10 protein-coding genes are annotated in these 14,362 nt (G+C 74.3%); 9 read left to right on the forward strand and 1 reads right to left on the reverse strand.

What is annotated here, in order from left to right; all coding sequences use genetic code 11:
* The first annotated feature begins 592 nt into the window (after positions 1-592).
* The 6 genes from ACIP5W_RS01990 to ACIP5W_RS02015 all read left to right on the forward strand — a co-directional run bounded on the left by ACIP5W_RS01990 (position 593) and on the right by ACIP5W_RS02015 (position 7,346).
* Complete coding sequence (locus ACIP5W_RS01990; RefSeq protein WP_401465238.1) at positions 593-1,810, forward strand: DUF4190 domain-containing protein; 1,218 nt, start codon at positions 593-595, stop codon at positions 1,808-1,810.
* Between the two features lie 147 nt (positions 1,811-1,957).
* Entirely contained in the window at positions 1,958-2,710 is a 753-nt protein-coding gene (locus ACIP5W_RS01995; protein WP_401465241.1) for a GntR family transcriptional regulator, read from the forward strand.
* Between the two features lie 415 nt (positions 2,711-3,125).
* On the forward strand, positions 3,126-3,293 hold the full coding sequence (locus ACIP5W_RS02000) for an SPOR domain-containing protein (protein ID WP_382784767.1): 168 nt from the start codon (positions 3,126-3,128) through the stop codon (positions 3,291-3,293).
* A 54-nt stretch (positions 3,294-3,347) separates the two neighbouring features.
* Positions 3,348-3,785: a (deoxy)nucleoside triphosphate pyrophosphohydrolase gene (locus tag ACIP5W_RS02005; RefSeq protein ID WP_401465245.1), complete on the forward strand. Its 438-nt coding sequence runs from the start codon at positions 3,348-3,350 to the stop codon at positions 3,783-3,785.
* Positions 3,786-3,940: 155 nt separating this feature from the next.
* On the forward strand, positions 3,941-4,348 hold the full coding sequence (locus tag ACIP5W_RS02010) for an ATP-binding protein (RefSeq protein ID WP_401465248.1): 408 nt from the start codon (positions 3,941-3,943) through the stop codon (positions 4,346-4,348).
* A gap of 355 nt (positions 4,349-4,703) precedes the next feature.
* Positions 4,704-7,346 carry a SpoIIE family protein phosphatase gene (locus tag ACIP5W_RS02015; RefSeq protein ID WP_401465251.1) on the forward strand — a complete coding sequence of 881 codons (2,643 nt, stop codon included), beginning with the start codon at positions 4,704-4,706 and terminating at the stop codon, positions 7,344-7,346.
* A gap of 36 nt (positions 7,347-7,382) precedes the next feature.
* Here the strand turns inward: ACIP5W_RS02015 and ACIP5W_RS02020 are convergent, their stop codons facing one another.
* Complete coding sequence (locus ACIP5W_RS02020) at positions 7,383-9,164, reverse strand: hypothetical protein (protein WP_401465254.1); 1,782 nt, start codon at positions 9,162-9,164, stop codon at positions 7,383-7,385.
* Positions 9,165-9,254: 90 nt separating this feature from the next.
* Here ACIP5W_RS02020 and ACIP5W_RS02025 point away from each other — a divergent pair, with 90 nt between their 5' ends.
* The 3 genes from ACIP5W_RS02025 to ACIP5W_RS02035 all read left to right on the forward strand — a co-directional run bounded on the left by ACIP5W_RS02025 (position 9,255) and on the right by ACIP5W_RS02035 (position 14,347).
* Entirely contained in the window at positions 9,255-10,463 is a 1,209-nt protein-coding gene (locus tag ACIP5W_RS02025; protein WP_401465257.1) for a hypothetical protein, read from the forward strand.
* Between the two features lie 186 nt (positions 10,464-10,649).
* Positions 10,650-11,588 (forward strand): class I SAM-dependent methyltransferase, encoded by a 939-nt coding sequence (locus tag ACIP5W_RS02030; RefSeq protein ID WP_401465260.1) that lies wholly within the window; start codon positions 10,650-10,652, stop codon positions 11,586-11,588.
* A gap of 527 nt (positions 11,589-12,115) precedes the next feature.
* Entirely contained in the window at positions 12,116-14,347 is a 2,232-nt protein-coding gene (locus tag ACIP5W_RS02035) for an ABC transporter substrate-binding protein (RefSeq protein ID WP_401465263.1), read from the forward strand.
* Positions 14,348-14,362: the final 15 nt, after the last annotated feature.

Here is a 14,362-nt window from a genome sequence, read left to right on the forward strand (position 1 = left end):
GTGAGCCACGTGGTCGGGCACACGGACGGGTGGGAGGAGATGAGCGCGTCCGGCGAGGACGCCCACCGAGAGGCCGTGCGGGCCAAAGACGTCATGGCGATGCGCAGAGCGGCGTGCGCGCGCCCCGCGAGGTCGGCCGGGCCGGACGCCGTCGACGTCTCGGACACGGCGATGCCCCGCCGGCCTGCCGGACCGCCGGACCGCCGGGGAGGAGCAGGCGCGGCCGGGAGCGGTCCGCGGCCTGCCCGCCGGACAGCCGTGAGTGCCCGCCGGAGGCCGACGCCCGCTCCGACAAGGGCCGTTCGGGTCCGGCTGCGGGGTTCCGCCCGAGGCGAGGACCGTCCGCCGCAGCCGCAGCCGCAGCCGCAGCCGCAGCCGCAGCCGCAGCCGGTCCCGGGCCGCCCCGTTCACCGGTCGGTGAGCCCGTCCACCGCCCGGATCGTCGTATTCGTGACCCGCATACCACCCCCGCCCGCACCGCGCTTACCATGCGCGCAGTCGTACGTCAGTTCTGCATCACGGCGTGCAGCCCGTGCGGCCCGCCCTGCCCGACCCGCCCGCCCGCCCCGTCCGATCCAGGAGCACGCCACTCGTGTCCATACCCCCGCCCTCCGGGCCCCAGCAGCCACAGGACCCGTACGGGCCTCCGCAGCCGCAGGGGCCGGGCCCGTACCCGCAGCAGCCGTACGGCCCGCAGGCGCCCCAGGGGCCGTACGCGGGGGCGCCGTACGCGGTCTGGGGGCAGGGCTACCTGCCCCTCAACCGGCCCGCGCCGGTCAACGGGGTCGCGATCGCCGCGCTCGTCCTCGGCGTGCTGTGCTTCCTGCCGGCCGTCGGCCTGGTGCTCGGGATCATCGCGCTGGTGCAGATCAGGAGGCGCGGGGAGCGCGGCTCGGGCATGGCGATCGGCGGGGCCGTGCTGTCCTCGCTCGGGCTCGCGCTGTGGGTGCTGGCGCTCGCCACGGGGGGCGCCTCCTCGTTCTGGGAGGGCTTCAAGGAGGGCGCGCGGGGCAACTCCAGCCTCTCCCTGGTCAAGGGCGACTGCTTCGACGTGCCGGGCGACTCCGTCGGCGGGGACGTCTACGACGTCGACACGGTGGACTGCGCCGGCGAGCACGAGGGCGAGGTGTTCGGCACCGTCCCGCTGAGCGGCGGGAGTTACCCGGGCGACGACCGCGTGGCGGACGAGGCCGAGGACCGGTGCTACACCCTCGAGGCCGAGTACGCGATGGACACCTGGGCGCTGACCGAGGAGATCGACGTCTACCACCTCACGCCCACCCGTGAGAGCTGGGAGTGGGGCGACCGCCAGATCGTCTGCGTCTTCGCCCACGCCGACGAGCGGTCCCCGCTGACCGGCTCGCTGCGCTCCGACGCCACGACCCTGACCGCCGACCAACTGGCCTTCCTCGAGGCGATGAACGCCCTCGACGACGCGCTCTACGAGGAGCCCGAGGACTACGCCGAGGAGGACCTGGACGCCAACAGGGCCTGGGCCGGCGACGTCGCCGGCGCGACCGCCGAGCAGGCCGGGGCGCTGGACCGGCACACCTGGCGGACCGGCGCCCGCGAGCCCGTCGCCGCCCTGGTCAAGGACATGGGCAAGGCGGGCAAGGAGTGGACGGCGGCATCGACCGCAGCCGACGTGGACACCTTCTACGAGCACTACGACACCGCCTACTCGTACGTCGACGGCGCCGCGACCGTCACCGCCCGCAAGGCTCTGGGGCTGGCCACCAGCCCGCCCACGTACGAGGAGGACGGCGAGGGCGGGAGCACCGGGGGAAGCGACGGCGGCCTGGACGTGTGATCGCGTCCATAGCGGGGAGAAACCGCCTGCGTAAAGCCCTTCCCCGGGATAAGTCATCACTTCGAGTGATTCCCTGGCCTTTGCTTGCACGGGACAACTGATGGTTGTCAGGCTGTTGCTGTCTGTACAACCTGATGGGAGCGGCCAGTGACATTCGGTGAGCAGCCTGCGTACCTGCGGGTCGCGGGCGATCTCCGCAAGCAGATCGTCGACGGCTCGCTGCCACCGCACACCCGCCTCCCGTCCCAGGCCCGCATCCGCGAGGAGTACGGCGTCTCCGACACCGTCGCGCTGGAGGCGCGCAAGGTGCTGATGGCGGAGGGCCTGGTCGAGGGCCGCTCCGGTTCGGGGACGTACGTGCGCGAGCGTCCGGTGCCGCGCCGGATCGCCCGCTCCGGCTACCGCCCGGAGTCCGGCGCGACGCCGTTCCGGCAGGAGCAGGCGGACGCCCGGACGCGCGGCAGCTGGGAGTCCGGCAGCGAGCAGGTGGAGGCCGGCCGAACCGTGGCGGAGCGGCTCGGCATCAAGCCCGGCGACCGCGTGATGTGCACCAGGTACGTGTTCCGGGAGGCAGGCGAGGCGATGATGCTCTCCACCTCCTGGGAGCCCCTCGCGGTCACCGGCCGCACGCCCGTCATGCTGCCCGAGGAGGGGCCGCTCGGCGGCATGGGCGTGGTCGAGCGCATGCGCGCCATCGACATCGTCGTGGACAACGTCACCGAGGACGTCGGAGCCCGTCCCGGCCTCGCGGAGGAACTCCTCACCCTGGGCGGCGTACCGGGCCACGTCGTCCTGGTCGTCCAGCGCACCTACTACGCCTCCGGCCGCGCGGTCGAGACGGCGGACGTGGTCATCCCCGCCGACCGCTACCGGGTCTCCTACCACCTGCCGGTGAGATAGCCGCCCCGTCCCGGTGTGCGGGCGGGTGCCGCCCCGGGCGCGGGGTGAAGTGGCGCACACCTTTGCGGTGACAGCGCACACCCCCCTGGCAGTTGCCCCCGGAAGCGGCCCGCCGCGCGGCCGTCCGCAGGCCGTCGTAATCCGGTCGTTCTCGCGCGTTCCCGCAGGTCGTCCGCCGGGTGTCCGGCAGCGCGCCGACCGGAGACATCGCGGTGCGGGGGCGGCGCGTTCGGTGCCGTGCGCCCCCTGTACGTTGGCTGGTTGCGTACCTGTTTGTGAAAAGCCGTATTCGCTCCGTAAAGGTTGGGCGTACGCTCGGGCATATGCGGATTGCGGTTTCCTCACAGGGCGGGACGCGGGTCGCGTCACGGACGGGATCCGGCCCGGCCGGGGCGAGAAGGGGGCGTGGGGCGCAATGAACGACAGCACGGTCTCTCTGCCCTGGCTCGTCATACGCCAGGACGACAACGGCAATCGCTACCGCGTCGGCCGGTACGCGACCCGCGCCGAGGCCCAGAAGATCGCGGACAGCCTCGACAGCCGCGGCCACAAGCAGCTCTACTGGGTCGAACACATCGCCTAGCACGGCGACGGCGCACGGAACTGACGCCCCGACCGCTCCCGTAGGCTCCCGCGCATGACGGAACGGATCGTGGTGGTCGGAGCCGCCCTCCTCGACGGCGGCCGCCTGCTCGCCGCACGCCGCAGCGCACCCCCCGAACTCGCCGGGCGCTGGGAACTGCCCGGCGGCAAGGTGGAGCCGGGTGAGCGGCCCGAGGAGGCCCTCGTCCGCGAACTGCGCGAGGAACTCGGCGTCGACGCAAGGGCCCTGGAGCGTGTCCCGGGGGAGTGGCCGCTGAGGCCGCCCTACACCCTGCAGGTGTGGACCGCCCGCCTGGAGCCCGCTTCCGCCACCCCCGCCCCCCTCCAGGACCACGACGGCCTGCGCTGGCTCGCGCCGCGGGAGATCTGGGACGTCGACTGGCTCGACCAGGACGTCCCGGCGGTACGGGAGGTGGCCGCGCGGCTGGGCGACGGATCCGGGGAGCCCCCGGCGGCGGCCGGCCCGCGCTGACCGCCGCCACCCTCTCGCTCTCACTCCTTCCCGCGATCCCCGCGCCCCCTCGTCGCCGGCATGCGCCGTCCCGCGCGGTACTTCATGCCGCATACCGGGTATATCGCCATCAACACCACTTGAACGGACGTGGGAATGCTTCGCCGGCCCGGGAAGTGATCGGCGTGACAGACACCGAAGGCGGCTGCGCCGGGTGGACGTTCCCCGCGGAAGCCGGCGCGGTGCGCGCCGCCCGGGCCGCGGTACGGGGGCAGTTGTGCCGCTGGGGCCTCGACAGCCTCGGTGACGTCGCCGCCCTGCTGGTCAGCGAACTCGTGACGAACGCCCTGCGGCACGCCACCGGTCCCATCGGAGTCCGCCTGGTGCGGCCCGCCGGTCTCCCCGAGGTGCTGCTCGTGGAGGTCTCCGACCCGGTGCCGGACCCGCCCCGCGAGCGCGCCGCCCGGCCCGAGGACGAGAGCGGCCGCGGACTGCAGTTGGTCGCCTCCTCCTCGCGCCGCTGGGGGAGCAGGCCCGGCAGCACGGGCAAGACGGTGTGGTTCGAACTGGCGGTCCCCGGCTGACGTACGCGTCCGCACGGATCCCGGGGCCGGATCCGGAGGCCGGGATCGAGGCCCGGAGCCGAGGCCCGGAGTCGAGGCCCGGATCGAGGCCGGACGCGGGCCGGGAATCCGGGCTTTCGCGGCCCCGCCGGCGGCCGCCCGGACACCAGTCCGGCGAACCGTGCCGTCCGGGGTGGTTCGACGACGTGTCCGCTGGTTAGAAGACTGGAAGTGTTGTCGCGGGACGGTCCGAAAAAAGCCTGGACCGTGCTGTGATCGTGAACACCGTGTCGTGCGGCGCCGTAGTGCTGGATACTGCGGGCAGCCGCAACCGGTGACCGGTGCCGGGCGCGGTGAGCTGGAGGGGACGGTTCGCGTGAGCGAGATACCAGCGAAGGCCACGGAGTCCGAGGACCCGTCGGACGGCGCGAGGGCGAAGGCCGCGGGTGCGCTCGCGGGCGGCCCCGGGCGCACCCCTGCCGACGGCGAGGGCGAAGTGCCCGCCGGTGACGCGCTGTGGCAGAGCAGTCCGCCCGGCTCCATCTACGACTACATCAAGGTCGCCTCCTTCTCGATCGGCCCCGACGGACTCGTCGACCAGTGGAGTCTGCGCGCCGAGCAGATCTTCGGCATCCCCGCCGACCGGGCCGTCGGCATGGACCCGATCGACGCGTTCGTCGACGCCGGTCAGCGCGAGCGCGGCCAGCGGAAGATGGCCGAGATCCTCGACGGCCGCGAGTGGACCGGCGTCGTTCCCTTCCGGCTGCCCGCCACCGGGGACGGCGCGCGCCGTGAACAGGGCCTGGCCGAGGTGTACGTCATGCCGACGCGCACCCAGGAGGGCGAGAAGGCCGCCGTCTGCATCGTCGTCGACGTCCGCACCCTGCGCAGCATCGAGACCGACCTGGCCGCCTCGCAGGCCATATTCGGTCAATCCCCGTTCGGCTTCCTGCTGATCGACCCCGAACTGCGGGTCCGCCGGGCCAACGAGCGGTTCGCGTCCATCTTCGGCGGCACCCCCGACGACCACCGCGGCAAGGGCGTTCAGGACTATCTGCCGAGGCCCGAGGCCGAGCGGGTCAGCGCGGTGCTGCGCCGGGTGCTGGAGACCGGCGACTCCATCACGGACATGCACGTCACGGGCTTCGTGCCGGGCTCCGAGGAACGCCGGCACTGGTCCATCAACCTGTACCGCGTGCACAGCGGTTCCGGCCGGCCGATCGGCATCGCCTGGCTCGGCGTCGACATCACCGCCCGCCGCGCCGCCGCCCGCGAGGCCGCCGCAGCACGGCGCAACCTCGCCCTGCTGAACGAGGCGGGGGCCCGCATAGGGAACTCCCTCGACCTCGAGACCACCGCGCGCGAACTCCTCGACGTCGTCGTGCCCGGGTTCTGCGACCTGGCCACCGTCGACCTCTACCAAGGGCTCCTCGCCGGCGACGAGACGCCGCCCGGCCTCGCCGACGGCAGCGCCGAACTGCGCCGCGTCGCCTTCTCGTCCGCCGTGTCCGACGCGCCGTTCCCCGGCAGCGGTTCGGACGTCACGGTCGGCGCGGTCCACCACTTCCCGTTCAACTCGCCCTGCGCGGACGCTCTGCGCACCGCCCGTCCGGGGACCATCCCCGGCGAGGAGGGCGGCCTCGTGCAGTCCACCCTCGCCGTTCCGATGGTCGCGCACGACACGGTCGTGGGCCTCGCGCAGTTCTCGCGGACGAAGGGCAGCGAGCCCTTCGGGGACCGGGACCGGGATCTCGCGGTGGAGCTGGCGGCGCGGGCGGCGGTCTGCATCGACAACGCGCGGCTGTACCGGCGTGAGCACGAGCGGGCACTGATGCTCCAGCGGTCGCTGCTGCCGCCGGGCGACCCGGTCGCCTCCGGCCTGGACATCGCCTGCCGCTACCTGCCCGGCAGCGTCGCCTCGGGCCGCCCCAGCGAGGTCGGCGGCGACTGGTTCGACGTCATCGAACTCCCAGGCCACCGTACGGCGTTGGTCGTCGGGGACGTGATGGGGCGCGGACTGCGGGCGGCGGTCGCGATGGGCGAACTCCGCACCGCCGTGAGGACTCTCGCCCTCCTCGACCTGGAACCGGCCGAGGTGCTCTCCGCGTTGGACGAGATCGCGCGCGGCCTCGGCGCCCCCGGCGGTGTCCAGCAGGCCACCCGCGCCGCCCGCCGGCCCCGCGAGGCCGACCTGTCCGAGGTGTACCTGGCGACCTGCGTGTACGCCGTGTACGACTCGGTGACCCGCAGGTGCACCTTCGCCAACGCGGGCCATCTGCCGCCCGTGCTGGTCGAACCCGGCGAGGCCGCGCTGATGCTCGACGTGCCGCCCGGCATGCCGCTCGGCGTCGGCGGGGAGCCCTTCGAGGAGGTCGAGGTCGAACTCCCCGAGGGCGCGCTGCTCGCCCTCTACACGGACGGACTCGTCGAATCCCGCGACCACCCCCTCGACGAGGGCCTCCAGGCCTTCGTGGGCGCCCTGACGGACCCCGCGAGCCCTCTGGAGGACGTCTGCGACCACGTCCTCAACACCCTCGACACCCACCACGGCGAGGACGACATCGCGCTGCTGATGGCCCGCGTGCAGGGCCTGCCCGCCGAGTCCGTCGGCGACTGGACCCTGCCGCGCGAGCCGCGCAGCGTGGGCCGCGCCCGCGAGTACGCCCGCGGACAGCTGATCGACTGGGACATGGAACCGCTGGTCGACACCGCGGAACTCCTCGTCAGCGAACTCGTGACGAACGCGCTCCGTTACGGCGAGGGCGAGATCAGACTGCGGCTGCTGCTGGACCGCACGCTGGTCTGCGAGGTGTGGGACGCGGGCCTCGTCCAGCCGCGCCGCCGCCGCGCCCGCGACACCGACGAGGGCGGCCGGGGCCTCCAGCTCGTCGGCCTGCTCTCCGCGGCCTGGGGCTCCCGCCGTACCCCCCGTGGCAAGACGGTCTGGTTCGAACTCCCGCTCCCCGGTGGTGAGACGGGCCTCGCGGACCCGGCGGAGGCGCTGCTGAGCCTGTTCTGACGGGCGGTCCCGCCGGACCGTCCCGGCGGGTCGCCCCTACCCGGGCGGTGTCCGGTGCGGTCGTCCCGCGAAGCCCGCCGGATCGGCGTTCTCCGGGTCGTCTGCGGGCAGGATGCCGCCCAGGACGGCACCGGCCGTGCCGGCCGTGTGCGCCGGCCGGGCCGCGTCGGGGGCGGACGGCGGCGCGGTGTACGGGTTGCCCCGGACCCGCACGTCCTGTTCGGCCAGGGCGCGGGCCTCCAGGGCCAGGGCGTCGGCCCCCGGGTCGTCACCCGCGGCCAGCAGGCGACGGGCCTCCGCCAGGCGGGTGCGAGGGGCGGCACCGACCGCGCCCCGGTGCGTCGCGACGAAGCCGTCCGCCGCGGCGGTGGCACTGCGCGCGGTGAGCCGAGCGGCGGCCCCGGCCACGCCGGCCTGCTCCCGGGCCGGCTGCGGGTTCGGGGGCGCACCGGTCCCGCCCGGGGCGGTCGGCGGGGTCGCGCGGGTGACGGTCGGGTCCGAGGCGGGCTTGGGGTTCGTGGGGGCGTGGGCCGCGCCCGAGGCCGACGCCCGGTTCGCAGGGGCGCCGGCCGGGCCCGGGGCCCGCACCGGGCTCGTGGGGGCGTCGGCCCGGCCCGAGGTCGCTCGCCAGGTGGCGGTCGTGATGCGGCGGAGCATGCCGAGGGGGTCGTGCGGACGGCCCGAGGTCAGTTCCCGGCGCACGGAGGACAGGACCGTGTCGGCGTGCAGCAGGTGGGTGAGGGCCTCGTCGCCGGGGCCGGCCGTGTCCCGCAGCGGGGCCAGTCGCGCCTCCGCGTCCGTCAGTGCGGCCGGGACCAGGCCGGCGGCCTCCCGCAGTTCGGCGGCCGTCCGCTCCACCGCCTCGACGAGGACGGCGGCCTGGGCGATGGCGCCCTCGGCGGCGCGCAGGTGCCGGGCCGCCTCCCCGGGACGGCCCGAGTCGTCCGCCTGACGGGCCTGGTTGAGCCGGACGGTGGCGAACACCAGCCGGTCCTTGGCCTGTTCGACGTACCCGACGACGGACGCGCTCGCCGTGGCCGCGTACGCCGCCCGCATGTCGTCGAGGACCGTCTCCGCCGCGGCCGTCCGACCGGTCAGCTCCCGGAACCGTGCCTCCGCGACTCCCAGCGCCCCGCCCACTCCCCGCTCCAGTCCCCGCAGCCGCCGGAAGCCGTCGGCCGCCGCGTCCAGCCGCCGCACCGCCTCGGCGCCCCGCCCGACGATCCCGGCCTGCGCCTGCCGCCGGGCCGCCGCGTCCCGCGGTACGCCGTCGTCGTGGCGCTGCCGCATCCGGAAGGCCGCCGCCAGTTCCGTCTCGGCCTCCCGCAGGGCGTCGGTGAAGGGCGCCACCGCCTCCGGGCCGAACAGCTCGCGCACGAAGCCGAGTTCGTCGCGGGCGGCGCGGACCCGGTCGTCGGCCGCGACGAGTGCCGCGCGGACCTGCTCGTCGGGCACGCCGGTCTCCGCGTGCGGGGAGGGGGCGACGCCGCCCGGTGTCGTCCGGGTGCGGGCGCGGCGGACGCGGCGCAGGTAGCCGTACCCCGCGAGGGCCCCGGCCGCGCCGACCACGACGAGCGGCAGGACCAGGTCGGTGGTGGACGTCCCGTCCTCCGCGGGCGCGGCGGCCGGGGCGGAGACGGCGGACGCGGCGGGCGCGGTGGGCCGGGTGATCGCAACCGGAACGTCCGTTCGCGTCGTCATCCCTGGCAACACCAGCCACACGATGCCCGTCGCTCCGCCCAGCACGGCGTGCAGCACCCGCACGGACACCTGTGCACCGGCCCGCCGCGGCCGGCTCCGGAGCTTGGACGACGTCACATTCGGGAGCGTATGGCCGCCCATGCGGCCACGCGACCGGTATGCACCCGGGACGGGGCACGTGGGGCGGGCGACACGGAGGGGGAACAGGTGACGGATCACTCGACCGGTACGGACGCGGAGGACAGGCCCGACACGGACGCGCCGACCACCGCGACCGACACGACCAGCGAGGCGGACGAGGTCACCGAGGCCGACGCGACCACTGCGACCACCGAGGCGGACGCGACCAGCGAGGCGGACGAGGTCACCGAGGCCGACGCGACCACCGAGGCGGCGGCCCTCCGGAGGCGCCGGCGCCGCCGGAGGGCGGTGCGCGTCGCCCTGGCCGTCCCGCTCCTCCTCGTGCTCCCGGTCCTCGTCGCCCTCACCGCCCTGCGCGTCAACTACACGGGCGACCCGGCCGACGGCACCTGCACCCGCGGCAAGGACGCCCTCTGGCTCGGCCACGCCTGGGTGGACGGCCGCAAGAAGGACGCCGACGTCACGGCCCTGGCCGACCGTCTGAAGGACACCGGCATCCGCGACCTGTACGTCCACTCCGGGCCCCTGGAGCACGACGGCACGCTTCCCGGGTCGTCGTACCCGAACGCCCGTTGGTTCATCTCCGCCGTCCACCGGGAGATGCCGCAGGTCCGGGTCCAGGCCTGGCTCGGTGACGTGCTCGCCAGCGAGAGCCCGCACGGCATGCGGCTGGAGCGCGCGGCGACGCGTGCGGCCGTCGTACGGTCCACGCGCGAGATCCTCGCCACCGGATTCGACGGGGTCCACTTCGACCTGGAGCCCCTGCACTCCGGCGACCGGAACTACCTGACCCTCCTCGACGCCCTGCACCGCGTCACCGCCGACCGGGACGTGCCCCTGTCCGTCGCCGCCCACCAGATCGACCCGGTGCCCGGCTTCCACTCCTTCTGGGGCACGACCACCGGCCACCCGAAGTGGTGGTCGCAGAAGTTCTTCGGCGAGGTGGCCCGCCGCGTCGACCAGATCGCCGTCATGTCGTACGACACCATCCAGCCGCTGGAGAGCACCTACGGCGGCTACGTCGCCCAGCAGACCTCCCTCGCCCTGGAGGTCACCCCGCCCACCACCGACCTGCTGATGGGCCTGCCCTTCTACCACGAGAACCGGTTCGGCCACTGGAACCACGCCGAGACCGTCCCCGCCGGAGTCCGGGGCGTCCGCCTCGGCCTGTCCCGCACGGACGCCGACCGCGCGAACTTCGGGGTCGCGCTGTACGTGGACTTCGCGGCCGAGGAGGCGGACTGGACGGCGTACCGCGACGGCTGGGTGCGCTGACACCCGGCGCCGGCGACCGGGCCGTCGGGCCGTGGGAAGCGGCCGTCGCCGCACCACCTGCGACGCCATCGGAGCGTCGCCCGGACGTCATGCGGCCTTCGTCTCCGGGGCCACCTGTGTTGGTTGTGCGGGGGCTGTGAGCGCCCTAGCGTCCACATCTCCCATCCCTGTAAGGGTCACACTCTGATGCGATCGCTCCTCACCCGTAAGGCCGTCCGCCGAGCCCTGCGCCCGGTGGCCGAACTCATCGACCAGCGCATCGAGCGTCAGGTGCGCCGCGCCGTCCGCGACGACGGGCGCGCCACCGCCGACGCCTCCCTCGACGCGATGCGGCAGGAACTCCAGGCGCTCCGCAACCGGCAGCGCCCCCTGGAACTCTTCTTCGACGGCACCGGACGCGGCATGGCGCGCATGCCGTCCGCGACCCACCTGGACCAGCTGGTCGACGAGCTGGCCGCGGTGACCGGGAACCGGGACGAGGCCGAGCGCAGCGCCGCCCAGGCGTTCCGGCTGCTCCTCGCCCTGGAGGCGCTCGGCGTGGGCCGGATCGCCGGCGGCACGATGAACATCGTCGGCAAGCTGTCCGCGGTACCGCTGCTCGACCCGCCGAACGACGACATGCTGGAGATCGGCACCCTGTACGGGATGTTCGGCGCGGCCCTGGTCCGCATGATGGAGCGCGCCGGCCGCGACCCCCGCCTGACGATCGTCGACCCGCTCGCCGGCACGCAGCTGCAGCCCGGCACCACCATGTCGGACGACGCCTCGGGGACCCCGGTGCGGGAGGCCGCCGTGCGCACCAACCTCTCCCTGGCGGGCGCGGCCGGCGCCGCGACCCGGATCCAGCAGGGCTTCTCCGAGGACCCCGAGGTGCGCGCCCTGGTCTCCGACCGCTCCTACGGCGTGATCGTCGTCGACGGCGACCACTCCGCCGCCGGTGTCGCGGCGGACCTGGAGTGGGCCGAGCGGATCGTCGCGCCGGGCGGCATCGTCGTGCTGGACGACTTCGGACACCCCAAGTGGCCCGGCATCGAGGAGGCGTTCGACAAGCACATGGCCGGCGACACCCGGTTCACGTTCCTCGGGCGCGTGGCGCACTCGGGGTACCTGCGGGCCTCCGCCTGAATCCGGCGGCCCTCACTCCGGGGAGCTCCGCCGCCTGATCGTGCCGGTGGGCCGCACGAGCGGGTCGTACCCGCGGGTCTTGCGAGCGGGGGTGTACCCGCGGGGCGTACGCGCGGCGCACGTCGAGCCCGCCGCCGGCCGTCTGCCGCTCCGGGCGCCCGACCGACCGGGACAGGTCGTCGGGACAGCGCTGCACCGGCCTCGGTCCGTCGTGCACGGACAGGACGTACCTCGCTTCCGTCGGCCGAGGGCCCTGGGCGCGACCGGGCGCGGTCGGGGGCAACGGTCATGCGCCGGCGAGTGCCGCGCGTCACGCCGGCCGAGCCGAAGGAACACGCACCGAGCGTCCGGGACGCACGGGTGCGCCCTGGCGCTCGTTGCGCCGCACGGGTGGGCTTCCCGGCCGTCGTCGCCGTGTCGTCGACCGCTGCCGAATCCTTTCCTCTTCAGTGGCCGAATAGATGTGATCAGCTCCATATACCACCAAAAGTGATCATTGCGCCCGCGGCTCCCGGAGGTAAGCAGAGATGTCCCACGACGGCCTCGGACCCCGCGCGGTCATGCGCTCGGTCGCCTTCCTCACCGCGGGTGCGCTCGCGGTGCCCCTGCTGTCCGCCTGTTCCTCCGAGGACGAGGCCGGCAAACCGTCGGCCCCCCAGGACATCGCCCCCGCCGCCCGCGCCCAGATCACCGACGGCGGCACCCTGCGCTGGGCCGTGGACGCCGTACCCGAGACCTTCAACACCTTCCAGTCGGACGCCGACGCCACCACCACCCGGGTCGCCCAGGCTGTCCTGCCGTCGATGTACCGGCTCGACGCGACCGGGCGGCCCCGGCCGAACCCGGACTTCCTGGAGTCCGCCGAGGTCGTCGACACCGAGCCCAAGCAGGTCGTCCTGTACCGGCTCGACCAGCAGGCCGTGTGGAGCGACGGCCGCGAGATCGGCGCCGCCGACTTCGCCGCCCAGTGGCGCGCCCTGTCCGGCAAGGACAGCGCCTACTGGACCGCCCGCAACGCCGGCTACGACCGCATCGAGAAGATCGAGCGGGGCGCCAACGACCTGGAGGTCCGGGTCACCTTCGCCCGCCCCTACGCCGACTGGCGGTCGCTGTTCTCCCCGCTGTACCCGAAGGACGTCATGGGCACCCCCGACGCCTTCAACGACGGGGCACGGCGCAAGCTGAAGGTCACCGCCGGGCCGTTCGCCGTGAAGGAGGTCGACCGCGAGAACGACCGGATCCGGCTCACCCGCAACCCGCGCTGGTGGGGCCGGCCCGCCAAGCTCGCCGAGATCGAGCTGACCGCCGTACCGCGCGACGAGCGGGCCGCCCGGCTGGCCGACGGCGATCTCGACCTGGCGGAGATCGACCCGGCCGCCGCCCGCGCCATCGACGGCGCGGCGGGCGCCGCCGGACCGCTCTCGGGGCCCGGCGGCGACGAGGACGCGGCCGACGAGAAGACCGACGAGAAGACCGACGAGGAGACCGGGGAGGAGACCGGGGAGGAGACCGGGGAGGAGACCGGCGACCGCGAGAAGCCCCGCGGGTCCGTCGCCGCCAGGAAACCGCAGCAGAAGGAGCTGCGCGGCTACGAGGTGCGCAGGTCGCTGGAGCCCGCCTACACACAGTTGGCCCTCAACGGCGCCGACGGGCCCCTCGCCGACGAGCGGGTGCGCCGGGCGGTGGCCAGGGCGCTCGACCGCAAGGAGCTGGCGCAGGTGGTGCTGAAGCCGCTCGGCCTGCCCGCCGAACCGGTCGGCAGCCACCTGGCGCTCGCCGGGCAGGCCGCGTACGCCGACAACAGCGGCGCACTCGGCAGCCAGGACACCGAGGAGGCGCAGGCGCTGCTCGCGGACGCCGGCTGGGTGGCCGGCGGCCCGGTGGACAAGGGCGAGAAGGGCGAGAAGGCCGCCGGGGCCGAGGGCGAGAAGAAGCCGGAGGGCGAGAAGAAGTCCGACCGCGACGACAAGTCCGAGGGCGGCGACAGGTCCGAGGGCGGCGACGACGGGACCTACATCGTCGGTCAGGACGGCAAGGCACCCGCGGACCACGGCGGCGACCACGAGGACCGCGGCAGGCAGCTCGCCCAGGAGGGCAAGCAGTACCTCAACCGGCCCGGCGCGCCCGGCGCCTACGCCCCCAGGGGCACCGCCGCCCCGGCCGGTGCCGCGCGCGAGACGCTGGCCAAGGACGGCAAGGCGCTCACCCTGCGGTTCGTGCTGCCGACCGGCCCCGGCTCGGAGTCCCTGCACCTGGTGGCCGGGCGGATCACGCGGATGCTGGAGAAGGTGGGCATCCGCACCGAGACCACCAAGGTCTCCGACGAGAGCTACTTCAAGGACCACATCGCCTCCGGCGAGTACGACCTGGCCCTGTACTCCTGGCCCGCCCCCGTCTTCCCGGCCACCGACGCCCGCCCGATCTACGCCAAGCCGGTGCCGGGCGCCGACGGGTCGCTGAGCGTCGAGCAGAACTACACGAGGATCGGCACCGACCAGATCGATCAGTTGTTCGACCGGGCGGTCTCGACCCTGGACGAGAAGGAGGGCCGGTCCCTGATCCGCAAGGCCGACGCCCGCATCTGGGCCGCTGCCGGATCGATTCCGCTCTACCAGCGCCCCCAGCTCACGGCCGCACGGAAGACCGTGGTCAACGCCGGTGCCTTCGGCTTCCAGACCCCCGTCTACGAGGACATGGGCTTCCTGAGGAAGGGCGCGAAGGTCCCCGTGAGGGCCTCCGCGAGCCCCTTGGAAAAGTGAGCGCGCGGTGATCGC

Source organism: Streptomyces sp. NPDC088766 (assembly GCF_044750845.1).
In the GTDB taxonomy this organism is placed as follows: Bacteria; Actinomycetota; Actinomycetes; order Streptomycetales; family Streptomycetaceae; genus Streptomyces.